12 protein-coding genes are annotated in these 14,114 nt (G+C 70.1%); 1 reads left to right on the top strand and 11 read right to left on the bottom strand.

The annotated features are described in order from the left end of the window. Positions 1 to 13: 13 nt before the first annotated feature. The 6 genes from PSPA7_RS13855 to PSPA7_RS13880 are packed head-to-tail and all read right to left on the bottom strand — an operon-like array spanning position 14 to position 6,452. Positions 14 to 667, bottom strand: coding sequence for a methionine ABC transporter permease (locus PSPA7_RS13855; protein ID WP_003111646.1), 654 nt, complete (start codon positions 665 to 667; stop codon positions 14 to 16). Continuing rightward, complete coding sequence (locus PSPA7_RS13860; protein ID WP_074197285.1) at positions 651 to 1,760, bottom strand: methionine ABC transporter ATP-binding protein; 1,110 nt, start codon at positions 1,758 to 1,760, stop codon at positions 651 to 653. The genes PSPA7_RS13855 and PSPA7_RS13860 overlap by 17 nt, the downstream gene beginning before the upstream one ends. Further along, positions 1,757 to 2,551, bottom strand: coding sequence for a MetQ/NlpA family ABC transporter substrate-binding protein (locus tag PSPA7_RS13865; RefSeq protein WP_012075700.1), 795 nt, complete (start codon positions 2,549 to 2,551; stop codon positions 1,757 to 1,759). The genes PSPA7_RS13860 and PSPA7_RS13865 overlap by 4 nt, the downstream gene beginning before the upstream one ends. A 31-nt stretch (positions 2,552 to 2,582) precedes the next feature. Beyond that, on the bottom strand, positions 2,583 to 3,971 hold the full coding sequence (locus tag PSPA7_RS13870) for an LLM class flavin-dependent oxidoreductase (protein ID WP_012075701.1): 1,389 nt from the start codon (positions 3,969 to 3,971) through the stop codon (positions 2,583 to 2,585). Positions 3,972 to 3,988: 17 nt separating this feature from the next. Beyond that, positions 3,989 to 5,206, bottom strand: coding sequence for an SfnB family sulfur acquisition oxidoreductase (locus PSPA7_RS13875; protein WP_012075702.1), 1,218 nt, complete (start codon positions 5,204 to 5,206; stop codon positions 3,989 to 3,991). A 10-nt stretch (positions 5,207 to 5,216) separates the two neighbouring features. Further along, positions 5,217 to 6,452, bottom strand: coding sequence for an SfnB family sulfur acquisition oxidoreductase (locus PSPA7_RS13880; RefSeq protein ID WP_012075703.1), 1,236 nt, complete (start codon positions 6,450 to 6,452; stop codon positions 5,217 to 5,219). A 417-nt stretch (positions 6,453 to 6,869) separates the two neighbouring features. Between PSPA7_RS13880 and PSPA7_RS13885 the strand changes: the two genes are divergently transcribed. Beyond that, positions 6,870 to 8,105: an NAD(P)/FAD-dependent oxidoreductase gene (locus PSPA7_RS13885; protein WP_012075705.1), complete on the top strand. Its 1,236-nt coding sequence runs from the start codon at positions 6,870 to 6,872 to the stop codon at positions 8,103 to 8,105. Between the two features lie 42 nt (positions 8,106 to 8,147). Here the strand turns inward: PSPA7_RS13885 and PSPA7_RS13890 are convergent, their stop codons facing one another. The 5 genes from PSPA7_RS13890 to PSPA7_RS13910 are packed head-to-tail and all read right to left on the bottom strand — an operon-like array spanning position 8,148 to position 14,110. After that, on the bottom strand, positions 8,148 to 9,080 hold the full coding sequence (locus tag PSPA7_RS13890; protein ID WP_003157082.1) for a carbohydrate kinase family protein: 933 nt from the start codon (positions 9,078 to 9,080) through the stop codon (positions 8,148 to 8,150). Between the two features lie 41 nt (positions 9,081 to 9,121). Next, positions 9,122 to 10,630 carry a xylulokinase gene (gene xylB, locus PSPA7_RS13895; protein WP_074197284.1) on the bottom strand — a complete coding sequence of 503 codons (1,509 nt, stop codon included), beginning with the start codon at positions 10,628 to 10,630 and terminating at the stop codon, positions 9,122 to 9,124. Next, positions 10,627 to 12,102, bottom strand: coding sequence for a mannitol dehydrogenase family protein (locus tag PSPA7_RS13900; protein ID WP_012075707.1), 1,476 nt, complete (start codon positions 12,100 to 12,102; stop codon positions 10,627 to 10,629). Before PSPA7_RS13900 ends, xylB begins: the two co-directional genes overlap by 4 nt. A gap of 22 nt (positions 12,103 to 12,124) precedes the next feature. Then, positions 12,125 to 13,237 carry an ABC transporter ATP-binding protein gene (locus PSPA7_RS13905; protein WP_012075708.1) on the bottom strand — a complete coding sequence of 371 codons (1,113 nt, stop codon included), beginning with the start codon at positions 13,235 to 13,237 and terminating at the stop codon, positions 12,125 to 12,127. A 39-nt stretch (positions 13,238 to 13,276) separates the two neighbouring features. Further along, entirely contained in the window at positions 13,277 to 14,110 is an 834-nt protein-coding gene (locus PSPA7_RS13910; protein ID WP_012075709.1) for a carbohydrate ABC transporter permease, read from the bottom strand. Between the last annotated feature and the right edge of the window lie 4 nt (positions 14,111 to 14,114).

A 14,114-nucleotide genomic window follows, 5' to 3' on the forward strand; every position in this document is an offset into this window, starting at 1 on the left:
GGGAGGGCGGATTCTACAGGCGTTTGTTCAGCAGGCGGGCCAGGCGGTCGCCGCCGAACTGGATCAACGTGACCAGCAGCACAAGGACGATGATCACGGTGAGCATCACCTGGGTGTCGAAGCGCTGGTAGCCGTAGCGGTAGGCCAGGTCGCCCAGGCCGCCGGCACCGATCGCGCCGGCCATGGCCGAGGAGTTGATCATGGTCACCAGGGTGATGGTGAAGCCGCCGACGATGCCCGGTCGCGCCTCCGGCAACAGTACGTTGCAGATGATGTGGCGGCGTTCGCAGCCCATCGCCTGGGCCGCTTCCACCAGGCCGTGGTCGACTTCGCGCAGGCTGACCTCGGCGATCCGCGCGAAGAACGGCGTGGCGGCGATGGTCAGCGGCACCACCGCGGCCCAGACTCCATAGCTGGTGCCGACGATCATCCGGGTGAAGGGAATCAGCGCCACCATCAGGATCAGGAAGGGTACCGAGCGCAGCACGTTGACCAGACCGCCCAGGATGCGATTGAGCAGGCGCGCCTCGAAGATCCCGCCCGGCCCGGTGGTGACCAGTACCAGGGCCAGCGGGATACCCACCAGCAGGACGATGGCGGAGGACGCGCCGATCATCAGCAGCGTATCGAGGAAACCTTGCCAGAGCCGTTCAAGCATGGGCGACATGGCCGAGCACCTCCACCTTGTCCGCCACCAGCGCGGCCTTGGCCAGCACGCCGGGAAGCTCGCCGGGCGGCGCGCCGACCTGTAGCAGCAGGCGCCCCAGGGCGCGGCCCTGGATCCGCTCTATGCCGCCGTGGAGCAGGTCGACGCGCTGGCCGATGGCCCTGGCGATGGCCAGCAGGTCCGGCACCCGTCGGCTGGCGCCGGTGTACTGGAGATCGAGCAGCACTGGGTCGCCGGCGCCGGGAGCCTGGCGCAGGCGCGCCTGGAGGTCGGCCGGGAGGGCGGCGCGCAGGCTGCCGAGCAGGCTTCGGGTGACGGCATGGCGCGGATCGCCGAAGACTTCCCAGACTTCGCCCTGTTCGACGATGCGGCCGCATTCGAGGACCACCACGCGGTCGCAGATCTCGCGGATGACCGCCATCTCGTGGGTGATCAGGACGATGGTCAGGCCCAGCCGGCGGTTGATGTCGCGCAGCAGCGCGAGGATCGCCTGGGTGCTCTCCGGGTCCAGCGCCGAGGTGGCTTCGTCGCAGAGCAGGATCTGCGGCTGGTGCACCAGCGCGCGGGCGATGCCGACGCGCTGTTTCTGTCCGCCGGAGAGCTGTGCCGGATAGGCGTCGCGTTTTTCCTCCAGGCCGACCAGTTGCAGCAGCCCGGCGACCCGCTCCTCGATCCGTGCCCGGGGCACCCCGGCCACCCGCAGCGGCAGGGCGATGTTCTGCCATACGGTCTTGGCCGACATCAGGTTGAAGTGCTGGAAGATCATGCCGATGCGTCGGCGCAGGGCGACCAGGCGCTGGCCGTCGTAGCCGCCGATGTCTTCGTCGTCGATCAGCACCTGCCCCTCGCTGGGACGCTCCAGGCGATTGAGGGTGCGGATCAGCGAGGACTTGCCGGCGCCGCTGCGGCCGATGATGCCGAACACTTCGCCGCGGTGGATTTCCAGGTCGATCTCCCGCAGGGCCTGGACCCCGCCGGGGTAGCGCTTGCCCAGGCCGTGGAGGCGGATGTGCGGCGTGGAGGCGCGCGTGTCGGGCGCCGTCGGGAACGGTCCGAGGGGCAGCAGGCTCGGGGGAACGGTCATGGTCGTCACTCCCAGCCCGGCTGGTACAGCGTGCCATGGGCCTTGTCCAGCGCGGCGCGGACCACCGGCGAATGCTGGTAGATGTCGACGAAGCGCGCCAGGCGGCCGTCGCGGTCCTGGTAGTCGCCGCGGGTGACGAACTGGATCACGTATTCCCGGTTGTCGACCCCGTCGAACAGCAGTGCCCGGGTCGGGTCGATGGTCCCGGCCAGGCGCAGGTAGTGCGGGTAACCCTGGGCCAGGTCGAAATCGTCGAGGGCGCGCGCCAGTTGCACCGCCTCCAGCTCGGTGATGCGGATGTCCTTCGGGTTGTCGACGATATCGTCGAGGGTCGCCTTGTAGCCGACGCCGTCCCTGAGCTTCAGCAGGCCGGCCTTCTGTAGCAGTTGCAGGCCGCGGCCGCTATTGATCGGGTCGTTGGCGATGGCCACGCTGGCGCCTTCCGGCAACTCTGCGAGGCTGGCGTAGCGCTTCGAATAGAGCCCGACGTTGTTGATGATCCCCGGCGCGAACGGCTTCAACTGGAAGCCGCCTTCGCGGTTGGCGTTTTCCAGGAAGGGCACGTGCTGGAAGTAGTTGGCGTCGATGTCGCCCTGGGCGAGGGTGATGTTGGGGGCGTTCCAGTCGCTGAACTCGACCAGTTCGACCTTCAGTCCCTGCTTGCCGGCTTCGCTCACGGCGACTTCCAGCGGCGGGGCGAAGGCGGCGGTGGTGCCGATCTTCAGCGGGGCGTCGGCGGCCTGGGCCGGGCCGCTGCCGAGGAGGACGGCCAGGCTCAGGGTTTTCAGGGTGTTCAGCATGGTGGGCTCCTGAACGAAAGGGAAAGTGGGGTCAGGCCTGGCGCTGGCGCGCGGCCGGGGGCTGGCGGAAGGCGGCGCCGGCGTGTTCCGCCTGCAGGCGCGCGCGGCCGCCGCCGAAGAGCTTCTCCCGCAGGGTGCCGGGGGCGTAGGCGGTCTTGTAGCTGCCGCGTGCCTGCAACTCGGGCACCACCAGGTCGATGAAGTCGGCGTAGCTCTCCGGCTCCACGGTGCGGGTCAGGTTGAAGCCGTCCAGGCCGGTATCGGCGATCCAGCCTTCGAGGTCGTCGGCGACCTGGCGCGGGTCGCCTACCAGGGTCACGTAGCGGCCGCCCAGGGCCAACTGGTCGAGGAGCTTGCGCACGGTGGAGTCGGTGCGCGCCACGGTGAGGTTCTTCACCACCGACTCGATGGCGTTGTTCTTCTCGTAGCGGATCGGTTCGTCGAGCCCGTAGCGCGACAGGTCGATGCCGCTGGAACTGGCGAAGTGCGCCAGGCCGGCCTCGGGGCTGGCGTAGCGGCGGTACTCGGCATGCTTGTCGCGGGCCTCGGCCGCGGTGGCGGCGACGATCACGTTGATGCCCATGAAGATCCTGATGTCCTCGGCGCGACGGCCGGCGCCGACCACCGCCGCGCGAATGCGCTGCACCAATTGGCGGGTGGCCTCGCGGGTCTGTCCGGAGACGAACACGCATTCGGCGTGGCGCGCGGCGAAGGCCAGGCCACGCTCCGAGGAGCCGGCCTGGAACAGCACCGGGGTGCGCTGTGGAGAGGGCTCGGCGAGGTGGTAGCCCTCGACCTGGTAGAACTCGCCATGGTGGCGGATCTTGTGGATCTTCTCCGGCCGCGCGTAGACCCGTCGCTGGCGGTCGGCGAGCACCGCGTCGTCTTCCCAGCTGCCCTCCCAGAGCTTGTAGAGGACCTCCAGGTACTCGTCGGCGCGGTCGTAGCGGCGGTCGTGCTCGATCTGCGCGGACTGGCCCATGGCCTTGGCCGCGCTTTCCAGGTAGCCGGTGACGATGTTCCAGCCGATCCGCCCGTCGCTCAGGTGGTCGAGGGTCGAGAGCCGCCGGGCGAACGGGTAGGGCGCCTCGTAGGTGAGGTTGGCGGTGACGCCGAAACCCAGGTGCTCGGTGACCTCGGCCATGGCCGAGACCAGCATCAGCGGGTCGTTCACCGGTAGCTGGACGGCTTCGCGGGCGGTCACCTCGATGCCGCCCTGGTAGACGTCGTAGACACCGAGGATATCGGCGATGAACAGGCCGTCGAACAGGCCGCGCTCCAGCAGCCGGGCCAGCTCGGTCCAGTGGCGCAGTTTGCGGTAGTCGCTGGAGCGGTCGCGCGGGTGGGTCCAGAGACCGTGGTTGATATGGCCGACGCAATTCATGCTGAAGGCGTTTAGGAGAATCTGCTTCTTGCTCATGGCGGTTCCTTCGGCGTTCAGAGCGTGCCGCGGCGCGGCGGCAGGCGGCCGTTGAGGTAGTAGTCGCCGACCGCGTGGTACTTCCAGCGCACCGGGTCGTGCAGGGTGTGTACGCGGGCGTTGCGCCAGTGACGGTCGAGACCGAGCTCGGCGAGACAGGCGCGGCTGCCGCCGAGCTCGATCAGCTTGCTGCCGGCCAGCAGGGCGACCTCGGTGGTCAGCGCGCGGGCTTCGGCGACGGCGATCGAGGCGGCCGCCACGCTTTCCGCGTCCGGTTCGGCGGTGGCCCGATCGAGCACCCGCCCGGCACGCTCCAGCAGCGCTTCGGCGGCGTGCAGGCGGATCGCCAGGCGACCGATCTCATGGATGGTCAAGGGGTCGTCGCTGGCCTTGTCGACGCCGGAGTCGACCCAGGGGCGGGCACGCTCGCGGACGAAACGCAGGGTGTCCTCGAAGGCGCCGCGGGCGATCCCGGCGTCGATCGCCGCGTGGAGGATCTGCGCCAACGGGCCGACGGTGGTCGGGCGCTCGAAGGCGTCCTGGAACGAGACCACGTCCTCGGCGGCCACCGCTACCCGGTCGAACAGCGCCGAACCGCTGCCGGTGGTGCGTTGACCGAAGCCGGACCAGTCGTCGACGATTTCCAGCCCGGCACTGTCGCGCGGGACGAAGACCAGTTGCTGGCGGCCCTCGTCGTCTATCGCCAGGGTCGGCACCCGCTGCGCGTAGAGTGCGCCGGTGCAGTAGAACTTGCGCCCGTCCAGGCGGTAGCCGTCGCCGTCGGCGCGCAGGCGGGTGCGGCGCTCGCTGGCGGTACGTGTACCGATCTCGGCCAGGGCGTTACCGAAACGCTCGCCGGCCAGGGCGGCGCCGAACAGGCGACGTTTCTGCGCCGGCGAGCCGTTCACCCGCAGCACTTCGAGGGCGTAGAAATGGTTCTGCGGAATCTGCCCCAGGGAACTGTCGGCGGCGCTGACGATCGCCACCACCTTCGCCAGGGTCACCCGCGAGACGCCGGCCCCGCCGTATTCGCGGGGCACCGCGATACCCCACAGGCCGGAACGGGAGGACAGCTCCAGTTCTTCCAGCGGCAGGCGCCGCTCGCGGTCGCGCTGGATGCTTTCGCGGGTGAACAGGGCGGCCAGCTCGCGGGCCGTTTCCAGGGCTTCGTCGTCGCTGCCGATGCGATGGGCAGTGGTCGTGGGATTGTCGCGCGTGGCGTGTGCGAGGCTCATCGGGCGCTCCTCAGATCCATGAGTGACGCGCCGGACGGGCGCCGTTCAGGTAGTAGTCGCCGACCGCGTGGACTTTCCAGCGCACCGGGTCGTGCAGGGTGTGGGTGCGGGCGTTGCGCCAGTGCCGGTCGAGGTTGAACTCGGCGAGCGTGGCGCGGCTGCCGGCCAGCTCGAAGAGCTTCTCGCTGGCGGCCAGGCTGATCTCGGTGCTCAGCACCTTGGCCTCGGCCACGGCGATCGAGGCGCGTGCCGCCGACTCGGCGTCCACCGGCCGCGCGGCCACTTCATCGAGGACCTGGCCGGCCTTCTCCAGCAGGGCGTTGGCGGCGTGCAGCTCGATTTGCAGGCGGCCGACCTCGGCGATGCTGTAGAGCTCATCGCTGGCGCGTTCGACCTGGGCGTCGATCCAGGGCCGGCTGCGTTCGCGGACGAACGCCTGGGCGTCGTCCAGCGCCGCCTGGGCGATGCCGGCGTCGATGGCGGCCTGGATCAGTTGCGAGACGGCGCCCTGGAGGCTCGGGATCTCGGCCAGCAGGCCGTTGTGGATCAGCATGTCGCCGGCTACCGGCACCTCGTCCAGCAGTACCGTGCCGCTGGCGGTGGTGCGTTGGCCGAAGCCGGACCAGTCGTCGACGATGCGCAGGCCGGGAGCGCCGCGCTCGACGAAGAGCATCACCGCGCGCTCTTCCTCGTCGATGGCCTTGACCGCCACCCAGTGGGCGAACAAGGCGCCGGTGGAGTAGAACTTCTCGCCGCTGACCCGGTAGCCGTCGCCGTCGCGACGGACCCGCGCCTTCAGCTCCAGGGTATGGCGGGTATTGCGCTCCGGTCCGGCATTGGCCAGCCGGCGGCCGTCGAGGATGCCACGGAACAGCTTGCGTTTCTGCGCCGGGCTGGCGACGTTGTCGATCACGCTGAGCAGGCCGAACTGGTTCTGCGGGATCTGCCCGAGGGCCGGGTCGGCGGCACAGATGACGCGGAACACCTCGGCCAGGGTCACGTGGGAAACCTGCGCGCCGCCATGGGCGCGGGGAATGCCGATGCCGCCCAGGCCGAGGCGGGTGAAGAGTTCCAGCTCCTGCCAGGGCAGGCGTCGTTCGCGGTCGCGTAGCGCCGCTTCGCGACGGGCCAGTCCGGCTACCTCGTGGGCGGCCTGCAACGCCTGGGCGTCGTTCTCGATGAGGCGTGCCGGGAGTAGCCGGGGCGCCTGGTCACGAAGATCCTTGGGTGCGGTGTCGTCGGTCATGGTTCAGCCTTGCAGCGTGGTGGTTCCGCCAGCGGCATCGGTGTGGCGCGGCTCGCGGGTTCGGTGGTGCGGGTGGAACGCCTGGAGGTGGGAGGGAAACAGGCGGTAACGACATGCTCGCCGGGCACCTCTGGCAGTTCGGATAGGTGGCTGGCGCGATCGCCAAGCCTCTGATGGGTCCGCTTGCACAAGCCGTGCCGTTCGATAATCAAATGAAAAATCAATGGCTTGCCGATTTTCTCCAACAGTTTTTGCTGGTCGGCGGGCGCTGCCTGTTGCTCCGCTGTTGCCTGGGCAACAGTTACCGGCGGATTACAGCCGGATGCCGCGCGCCGGCGCCGTGCTGCTAGGGTGATAGGGTTTCGCGCGCGGCGGTCTGTCGCGCGCCCACCCACCCGGACCGTCGAAGGAGCTCCCATGCAGAGCGCTAACGCTTCACAACTCACCACCGACATCGCCGTGATCGGCGGCGGCGCGGCCGGCATCGGCGTGATCGCCAGCCTGCTGAAACGATCGCCGGGGTTGCGCATCAGCCTGGTCGAACCGGCGGACACCCACTACTACCAACCGGGCTGGACCCTGGTCGGTGGCGGCGCCTACTCCCAGGGCGACACCGCGCGGCCGATGGCCGCGCTGGTGCCGGCCGGCGTGGAGTGGCTGCGCACCCGCGTCGAGCGGGTCGAGCCCGGGGAGCGGCGATTGCTGCTGGAGAACGGCGGCAGCCTGGAATACCGCAACCTGATCGTCTGTCCCGGCCTGCGCCTGGCCTGGGAGCGCATCGAGGGGCTGGAGGAGAGCCTCGGGCGCAACGGCGTCACCTCCAACTACCGCTACGACCTGGCGCCCTATACCTGGGAGCTGGTGCGCGGACTGCGTGGTGGCAAGGCGCTGTTCACCCAGCCGGCGATGCCGATCAAGTGCGCCGGGGCGCCGCAGAAGGCCATGTACCTGTCCTGCGACCACTGGCTGCGGGAGGGCGTGCTGCGGGACATCGAGGTCGAGTTCGACCTGGCCGGCGCGGCGCTGTTCGGCGTCGCCGACTTCGTCCCGCCGCTGATGGAGTACGTGCGCAAGTATTCGGCCGAGCTGGTGTTCAACTCCAACCTGGTGAAGGTCGACGGCGCGGCGCGCAAGGCCTGGTTCGAGGTGAAGGACGCCGACGGCAACGCCAGCCGGGAGGAGAAGGATTTCGACCTGCTGCACGTGGTGCCGCCGCAATTGCCGCCGGACTTCGTCGCCGCCAGCGGCCTTGGCGATGCGGCCGGCTGGTGCGAAGTCGATCCGGCGACCCTGCAGCACGTCCGCCATCCGGAGATCTTCGCCCTCGGCGACGTCTGCGGCACCGCCAACGCGAAGACCGCGGCGGCGGCGCGCAAGCAGATCGTGGTGGTCGCTGAGAACCTGCTCGGCCTGCGCAGCGGCCGTGGCCTGCCGCTGCGCTACGACGGTTACGGCGGTTGCCCGCTGACCGTGGAACGCGGCCGGGTGGTGCTGGCGGAGTTCGGCTATGCCGGCAAGCTGCTGCCGACCTTCCCGCTGGAGCCCACCGCGGCCAGCCGCTTCGCCTGGCTGCTCAAGCGCCACGTACTGCCCTGGGTGTACTGGAACGCCATGCTCAAGGGCCGGGAGTGGCTGGCGCGGCCGGGGCGCTAGACCGGGCGGCAGCTCTCGGCCTGACCCTCCGCACGGCCGGCCTCAAAACTCGTGGGCGAACGGCAGGTCCGGCCCCACCCGCGAGCAGGTGACCGCCGCCGCGCGGATGGCGAAGGCGAGCATCGCGTCGATCGCTTCCCGCGACAGCGTGGCTAGCCCGGCCGGGCTGTCGGCGTCGAGGCGGCGGAGGTAGGCGAGGGTCGCCGCCTGGAAGGTATCGCCGGCGCCGACCGTATCGCGCAGCGCCAGGGTGCTATCCGCCGGGCGACTCCAGCTGCCGTGGGCGCAGTGCACGCTGGCGCCGGCGCCGCCGTGGGTGACGAAGACCAGCCGGCAGCGCGGGTTCAGCCAGTCGCGGGCCACCTCGCCGGGGTCGCGGCCGGGGTAGAGCAGGGCCAGGTCTTCCTCGCTGGCCTTGATCAGGTGCGCATGACTGGCGAAGGCCTCGACCCGGCGTCGCCAGAGGTCGATGTCCGGCTGCGGGTCGAGGCGCACGTTGGGATCCAGGCTGACCAGACGCCGGCCGCTCTCGCGCCGGACCAGCGCCAGCAGGGTGTCGGCCACCGGTGTCACCACCAGGGTATAGGAGCCGACGTGCAACCCGCGTATCCGCCCATCCAGCGTCGGCAGGTGTTCCAGGCGCACCTGGCGGTCGGCGCAGCCGTCGCCGCGGAACTGGTATTGCGCCGAGCCGCTGGCGTCGAGGCCGACCATCGCCAGGGTGGTCGGGGCGTCGCTGGGCACCAGGAAGCCGCAGTCCACGCCTTCTTCTTCGAGCACCCGGCGCAGCCGCGCGCCCAGGTAGTCGCCGGACAGCCCGCCGAACAGCGCCGCCTCCACGCCCAGCCGGCGCAGGCCGACGGCGACGTTGAACGGCGAGCCGCCGGCGATCGCGGTGAAGCCCAGCTCGTTGCTGCGCGCAGCGCTTTCCAGGCTGAAGACATCGAAAAGGGCCTCGCCACACACCAGGTACATGCAGTTCTCCAGAACGCCAGAAGAGGAAGGAAAGCCGGCCATTATCGCGCAGGCAGGTGCTCCAGGTAACGCCGGTAGGCCTGTTCGTAGGCCGCCTGTTGTCGCGCCTGGGGCTGGGTGCGGGTCGACTCGTCGAGCGCCACGCAGCGCCGGCACAGGGCTTCCAGGCTTTCACCGGCGCCGCTTTCGCGGCCCAGGCTCCAGGCCGCCTGGAGCGCCGCGCCAAGGGCGGCGGCCTCGGTCTGCCGCGGACAGACCAGCGGCAGGCCGAGCAGGTCGGCGAGCGTCCGCCGCCACAGCGGGTTCTTCGCCGCGCCGCCGACCAGGCGGATTTCCTCGCCCGGCAGGCCGCTGGCGCGCAGCAGGTCGAGGCCGTAGCGCAGGCCGAAGGCGGTGCCTTCGAGCACCGCCCGGCAAAGATTGGCGCGGCTCAGGTTGGCCGCGGTCATGCCGTGCAGGCTGGCGCTGGCGTGCGGTAGCGCCGGAACCCGCTCGCCGTCGAAGAACGGCAGCATCAGCAGGCCCTCGGCGCCGACCGGCGCCTGGGCCGCCAGCCGGGAGAATTCGTCGAGGTCGAGATGCAGCAGGTCCTGTACCAGGCCGCAGGCACCGGTGAGGTTCATCGTGCAGGCTAGCGGCAGCCAGCCGCCGGACGAGGCGCAGAAGCTCGCCAGCTCACCGTGCGGGCTGACCAGGGGCCGCTCGGCATAGGCGGCCAGGGTGCCGGAGGTGCCCAGGCTGGCGGTGAGCAGGCCGGGGCGGATGTTGCCGGTGCCGATGGCGGCGAGCATGTTGTCGCCGCCGCCACCGGCCACCCGCGTGTGGGGAGCCAGGCCGAGGGCGGCGGCCGCTTCGGGGCGCAGGTTGCCGATGCAGGCGCCGGGCTCGATCAGCTCCGGCAGCGCCGCCGCCAGGCGTCCGCCCGGCTCGACCAGCTCCAGCACGTCGCTGGCCCAGGTGCGCCGGCGCACGTCGAAGTAGCCGCTGCCGGAGGCGTCGCCCGCTTCGCTGCAGGCGCGGCCGGTGAGCCAGTGGTTGAGGTAGTCGTGGGGCAGGAGGATGTGCGCGACGCGGGCGAACAGCTCGGGAAAGCGGCGCCTGCTCCAGAGCAGCTTGGACAGCGTGTAGCCCGGCGCGAGCACCAGTCCCAGGCGTTCCAGCGAGCCGGCCGGGCCGCCGAGGGCTTCCAGCAGCTCGCGGTTCTCCTCTGTGCTCTCGGTGTCGCACCAGAGCTTGGCCGGGCGCAACGCCCGGCCCTCGGCGTCGAGCAGGAGCAGCCCATGCTGCTGGGCGGAAACCGCCAGGGCGCGGACCTCGCGGCCGTCCACCGCGGCTTCCTCAAGGGCCATGCGTACCGCGCTGGCCATGGCTTCCAGCCAGTCCGCCGGGTCCTGTTCGCGGCGTCCGTCGCGGCCTTCCGGCGGGCGCTGCGCGGCGCTGCCCAGGCCCAGCGTGCGGCCGCTGCCGGCGTCGAGCAGCAGCGCCTTGCTGCCCTGGGTGCCGCAATCGATGCCGAGGAACAATCCGCGCATGCGGCCCTCCGGAGTCATTCGCCGAGTACCTGGCGCAGGGTTTCATTGACGCCGTGCCGGCGCAGGCTGTCGTAGAGCCGCTCGAAGGCCTCGACGAAGGCCTCCGAGGCCGGGATCGCCGGGCCGAACACGGTCTCCACGCCGAGCAGGCGCCGGCCCAGGCCGTGGCGTTCGGCAACCAGCGCCTGGCATTCGGCGGCGCGCGGATCGGGAATCGGGTAGCGCTCGCCATGCTCGTCGACCCCGCCCAGGTACAGCGCCCAGGCCGCCGCCACCAGGGCCACCCGTTCCAGCGGCCGGCCGGCGGCGATCAGCCGATTGGCGGTGGGGACGATGAACTTGGGAAACTTCGACGAGCCGTCCGAGCAGACCCGTTCCAGCTGGTCGGCGATGGCGCGGTTGGCGAAGCGCTCGACCAGGCTGTCCTTGTAGCGCTCCAGGTCGATCCCTGGCACCGGCGCCAGCAGCGGGGCCACGTCGCGGTCCATGAAGGCCCGCACGTAGCGGCGCAGCAGCGGGTCGCCGAGGGTCTCGTGGACGAAGCGGTAGCCGCGCAGGAAGCCCAGGTAGGTGAGCGCCAGGTGGCTGCCGTTGAGCAGGCCGATCTTCATCTCCTCGTAGGGCGTGACGTCGTCGGTGAACTGCACGCCGACCTTTTCCCAGGCCGGACGCCCGGCGCTGAAACGATCTTCCAGCACCCATTGCACGAAGGGTTCGCAGACCACCGGCCAGGCGTCCTCCACGCCGTGCCGCTCGGCCAGCTGGCGGCGGTGGGCGGGGCTGGTCATCGGGGTGATGCGGTCGACCATGGCGTTGGGGAAGCTGACGTGCGCCGAGATCCAGCGTGCCAGCGCCGGGTCGAGCCGTTCGGCGAAGGCCAGCAGCGCCTTGCGCGCCACCTCGCCGTTGTGCGGGAGGTTGTCGCAGGACATCACGGTGAACGCCGGCACGCCAGTGTCGCGGCGCCGCCGCAGAGCCTCGCAGAGAAAGCCGAAGACCCCGTGCGGGGTCCGCGGGTTGGCCAGGTCGTGGCGTACCAGCGGCAGTTCTGCGAGGAACTCGCCGCTGCCGTCGTCGATGCAGTAGCCGCCTTCGGTGATGGTCAGCGAGACGATGCGGATGGCCGGCTCGGCAAGCTTTTCCAGCAGCGCCTCGGCACCGTTCTCGGCGAGCAGCATGCCGCTGATGGCGCCGATCACGCGGACCTCGGTGTCCGGCTGGTCGCCCAGCTCGCAGAGGGTGTAGAGGTAGTCCTGGGCGGCCAGGGCGTCGTGCATGGCGCGGTCGTCGCTGCGCAGGCCGGCGCCGCAGATCGCCCAGTCGAGGGCTTCGCCGCGGTTCATCAGGGCGTCGGTGTAGGCCGCCTGGTGCGCGCGGTGAAAGCCGCCGACGCCGATGTGGACGATGCCCTGGCGCAGTTGCGCGGGGTCGTAGGACGGGCGGGCGACAGCGGTCGCCAGCAGGGGGAGGTGCTGCCGGTTGAGTTTCATCGGTGGGTTCCCGCTGGCGGCTTCAGGCCGCCTGTTGCAGTCGTTTGTCGAGGGCCTGGCCGTTGCTGTCGAACAGGTGGCAGTGCGCCGGATCGAAGCCCAGCTCCAGGGTTGCGCCGTAGTCCGGTGCGAAATCGCCGCGCACGCGCAGGGTGAGCATCTCCCCCGAGTCGGCGCGGACATGGCAGAAGCTGTCGCTGCCCAGGCGCTCGCTGACGTCGGCGGCGACCCGCAGCAGGCCCTGGAAGGCATGGCCCGGGCAGGCGAGGTTCAGGTGTTCCGGGCGGATACCGAGGGTCACCGGGCTGCCGGTGGCCAGCTCGCCGGCGCATAGCGGCAGGCCGACGCGCGCGCCGCATTCGAGGGCGACCTCGCAGTGCTCGCCCTGGTTGCGGCTCAGATGGCCGCGCAGGAAGCCCATCCTCGGCGTGCCGAGGAAGCCGGCGACGAACAGGTTGGCCGGATGGTGGTAGAGCTCCAGCGGCGAGCCGACCTGCTCGACGCGCCCGCCGTTGAGCACCACCACCTTGTCCGCCAGGGTCATCGCCTCGACCTGGTCGTGGGTCACGTAGATCATGGTCGCCGCCAGTTCCTGGTGCAGCCGCGCCAGTTCCAGGCGCATCTGCACGCGCAGGGCGGCGTCGAGGTTGGACAGCGGTTCGTCGAAGAGGAATATCTTCGGGTTGCGCACGATCGCCCGGCCGATCGCCACCCGCTGCCGCTGGCCGCCGGAGAGCTGGCGCGGCTTGCGCTCCAGCAGCGCTTGCAGTTCGAGGATATGCGCGGCGGCGTCGACCTTGGCGGCGACCTCGCGCTTGTCGACGCCGGCCAGGTCGAGGGCGAAGGAGAGGTTCCTGCGCACCGTCATGTGCGGGTACAGCGCGTAGGTCTGGAAGACCATGGCCAGGTCGCGCTTCGCCGGCGGAGTGTCGGTGATGTCCGTGCCGTCGAGGGCGATGCTGCCGCCGCTGGCCTCTTCGAGGCCGGCGATCAGGCGCAGCAGGGTCGACTTGCCGCAGCCGGAGGGGCCGACGAAGACCACGAACTCGCGGTCGCGGACGTCGAGGTCGATGCCCTTGATGATGGCCTGGCCGTCGAAGCCTTTCTGCAGGTTGCGGATCCTGAGATCAGCCATGGTGGAATACCTCCGTGGACGAAAGGATGGGGATGCGCTTCATTTCACGGCGCCGAAGGAAAGGCCGCGTACCAGTTGCTTCTGGCTGATCCAGCCGAAGACCAGGATCGGCGCGCAGGCGAGGGTGGAGACGGCCGAGAGCTTGGCCCAGAACAGTCCTTCGGGGCTGGAATAGGAGGCGACCAGGGCGGTCAGCGGGGCGGCGGCCGAGGAGGTCAGGTTGAGCGACCAGAAGGCCTCGTTCCAGCACAGGATCAGCGACAGCAGCAGGGTCGCGGCGAGCCCGCCGCGGGCGATCGGCAGCAGTACGCGGACGATCTCCTGCCAGGTGCCGGCGCCGTCCAGGCGCGCCGCTTCGAGGATGTCCACGGGGATGTCCTTGAAGTAGGTGTACACCATCCAGACCACGATCGGCAGGTTGATCAGGGTGTAGACGATGATCAGCGCCAGCCGCGAGTCGAGCAGGCCGAACTGCTTGGCCAGCAGGTAGATCGGCATCAGTACGCCGACCGGCGGAAGCATCTTGGTCGACAGCATCCAGAGCAGCGTGCGCTTGGTGCGGCGGGTCTCGAAGAAGGCCATGGAGTAGGCCGCCGGCACCGCGACGAGCATGCACAGGAGGGTCGCCGAGAAGGAGATCAGCAGCGAGTTCCAGGCGTAGGCGAAGTAGTCGCTGCGCTCGTTGATGTGCAGGTAGTTCTCCAGGGTCGGCTGGAAGATGAACTGCGGCGGCGTGGCGAAGGCGTCGATCTCGGTCTTGAAGCTGGTCAGCAGCATCCAGAAGATCGGGAAGAACAGCAGCAGGGCGATGCCCCAGCAGAGCAGGCCGAGCAGGCCGTTGCGCAGGCGGCGGGATTGCTTGAGTGTCAGCATGGCG

It is taken from the genome of Pseudomonas paraeruginosa PA7, from assembly GCF_000017205.1.
Taxonomy (GTDB): Bacteria; Pseudomonadota; Gammaproteobacteria; order Pseudomonadales; family Pseudomonadaceae; genus Pseudomonas; species Pseudomonas paraeruginosa.

What these genes read in the sequence shown, in the direction of transcription:
- PSPA7_RS13855 (WP_003111646.1), bottom strand. Translation starts at nt 667, where the DNA reads ATGTCGCCCATGCTTGAACGGCTCTGGCAAGGTTTCCTCGATACGCTG.
- PSPA7_RS13865 (WP_012075700.1), bottom strand. Translation starts at nt 2,551, where the DNA reads ATGCTGAACACCCTGAAAACCCTGAGCCTGGCCGTCCTCCTCGGCAGC.
- PSPA7_RS13870 (WP_012075701.1), bottom strand. Translation starts at nt 3,971, where the DNA reads ATGAGCAAGAAGCAGATTCTCCTAAACGCCTTCAGCATGAATTGCGTC.
- PSPA7_RS13875 (WP_012075702.1), bottom strand. Translation starts at nt 5,206, where the DNA reads ATGAGCCTCGCACACGCCACGCGCGACAATCCCACGACCACTGCCCAT.
- PSPA7_RS13880 (WP_012075703.1), bottom strand. Translation starts at nt 6,452, where the DNA reads ATGACCGACGACACCGCACCCAAGGATCTTCGTGACCAGGCGCCCCGG.
- PSPA7_RS13885 (WP_012075705.1), top strand. Translation starts at nt 6,870, where the DNA reads ATGCAGAGCGCTAACGCTTCACAACTCACCACCGACATCGCCGTGATC.
- PSPA7_RS13890 (WP_003157082.1), bottom strand. Translation starts at nt 9,080, where the DNA reads ATGTACCTGGTGTGTGGCGAGGCCCTTTTCGATGTCTTCAGCCTGGAA.
- xylB (WP_074197284.1), bottom strand. Translation starts at nt 10,630, where the DNA reads ATGACTCCGGAGGGCCGCATGCGCGGATTGTTCCTCGGCATCGATTGC.
- PSPA7_RS13900 (WP_012075707.1), bottom strand. Translation starts at nt 12,102, where the DNA reads ATGAAACTCAACCGGCAGCACCTCCCCCTGCTGGCGACCGCTGTCGCC.
- PSPA7_RS13905 (WP_012075708.1), bottom strand. Translation starts at nt 13,237, where the DNA reads ATGGCTGATCTCAGGATCCGCAACCTGCAGAAAGGCTTCGACGGCCAG.
- PSPA7_RS13910 (WP_012075709.1), bottom strand. Translation starts at nt 14,110, where the DNA reads ATGCTGACACTCAAGCAATCCCGCCGCCTGCGCAACGGCCTGCTCGGC.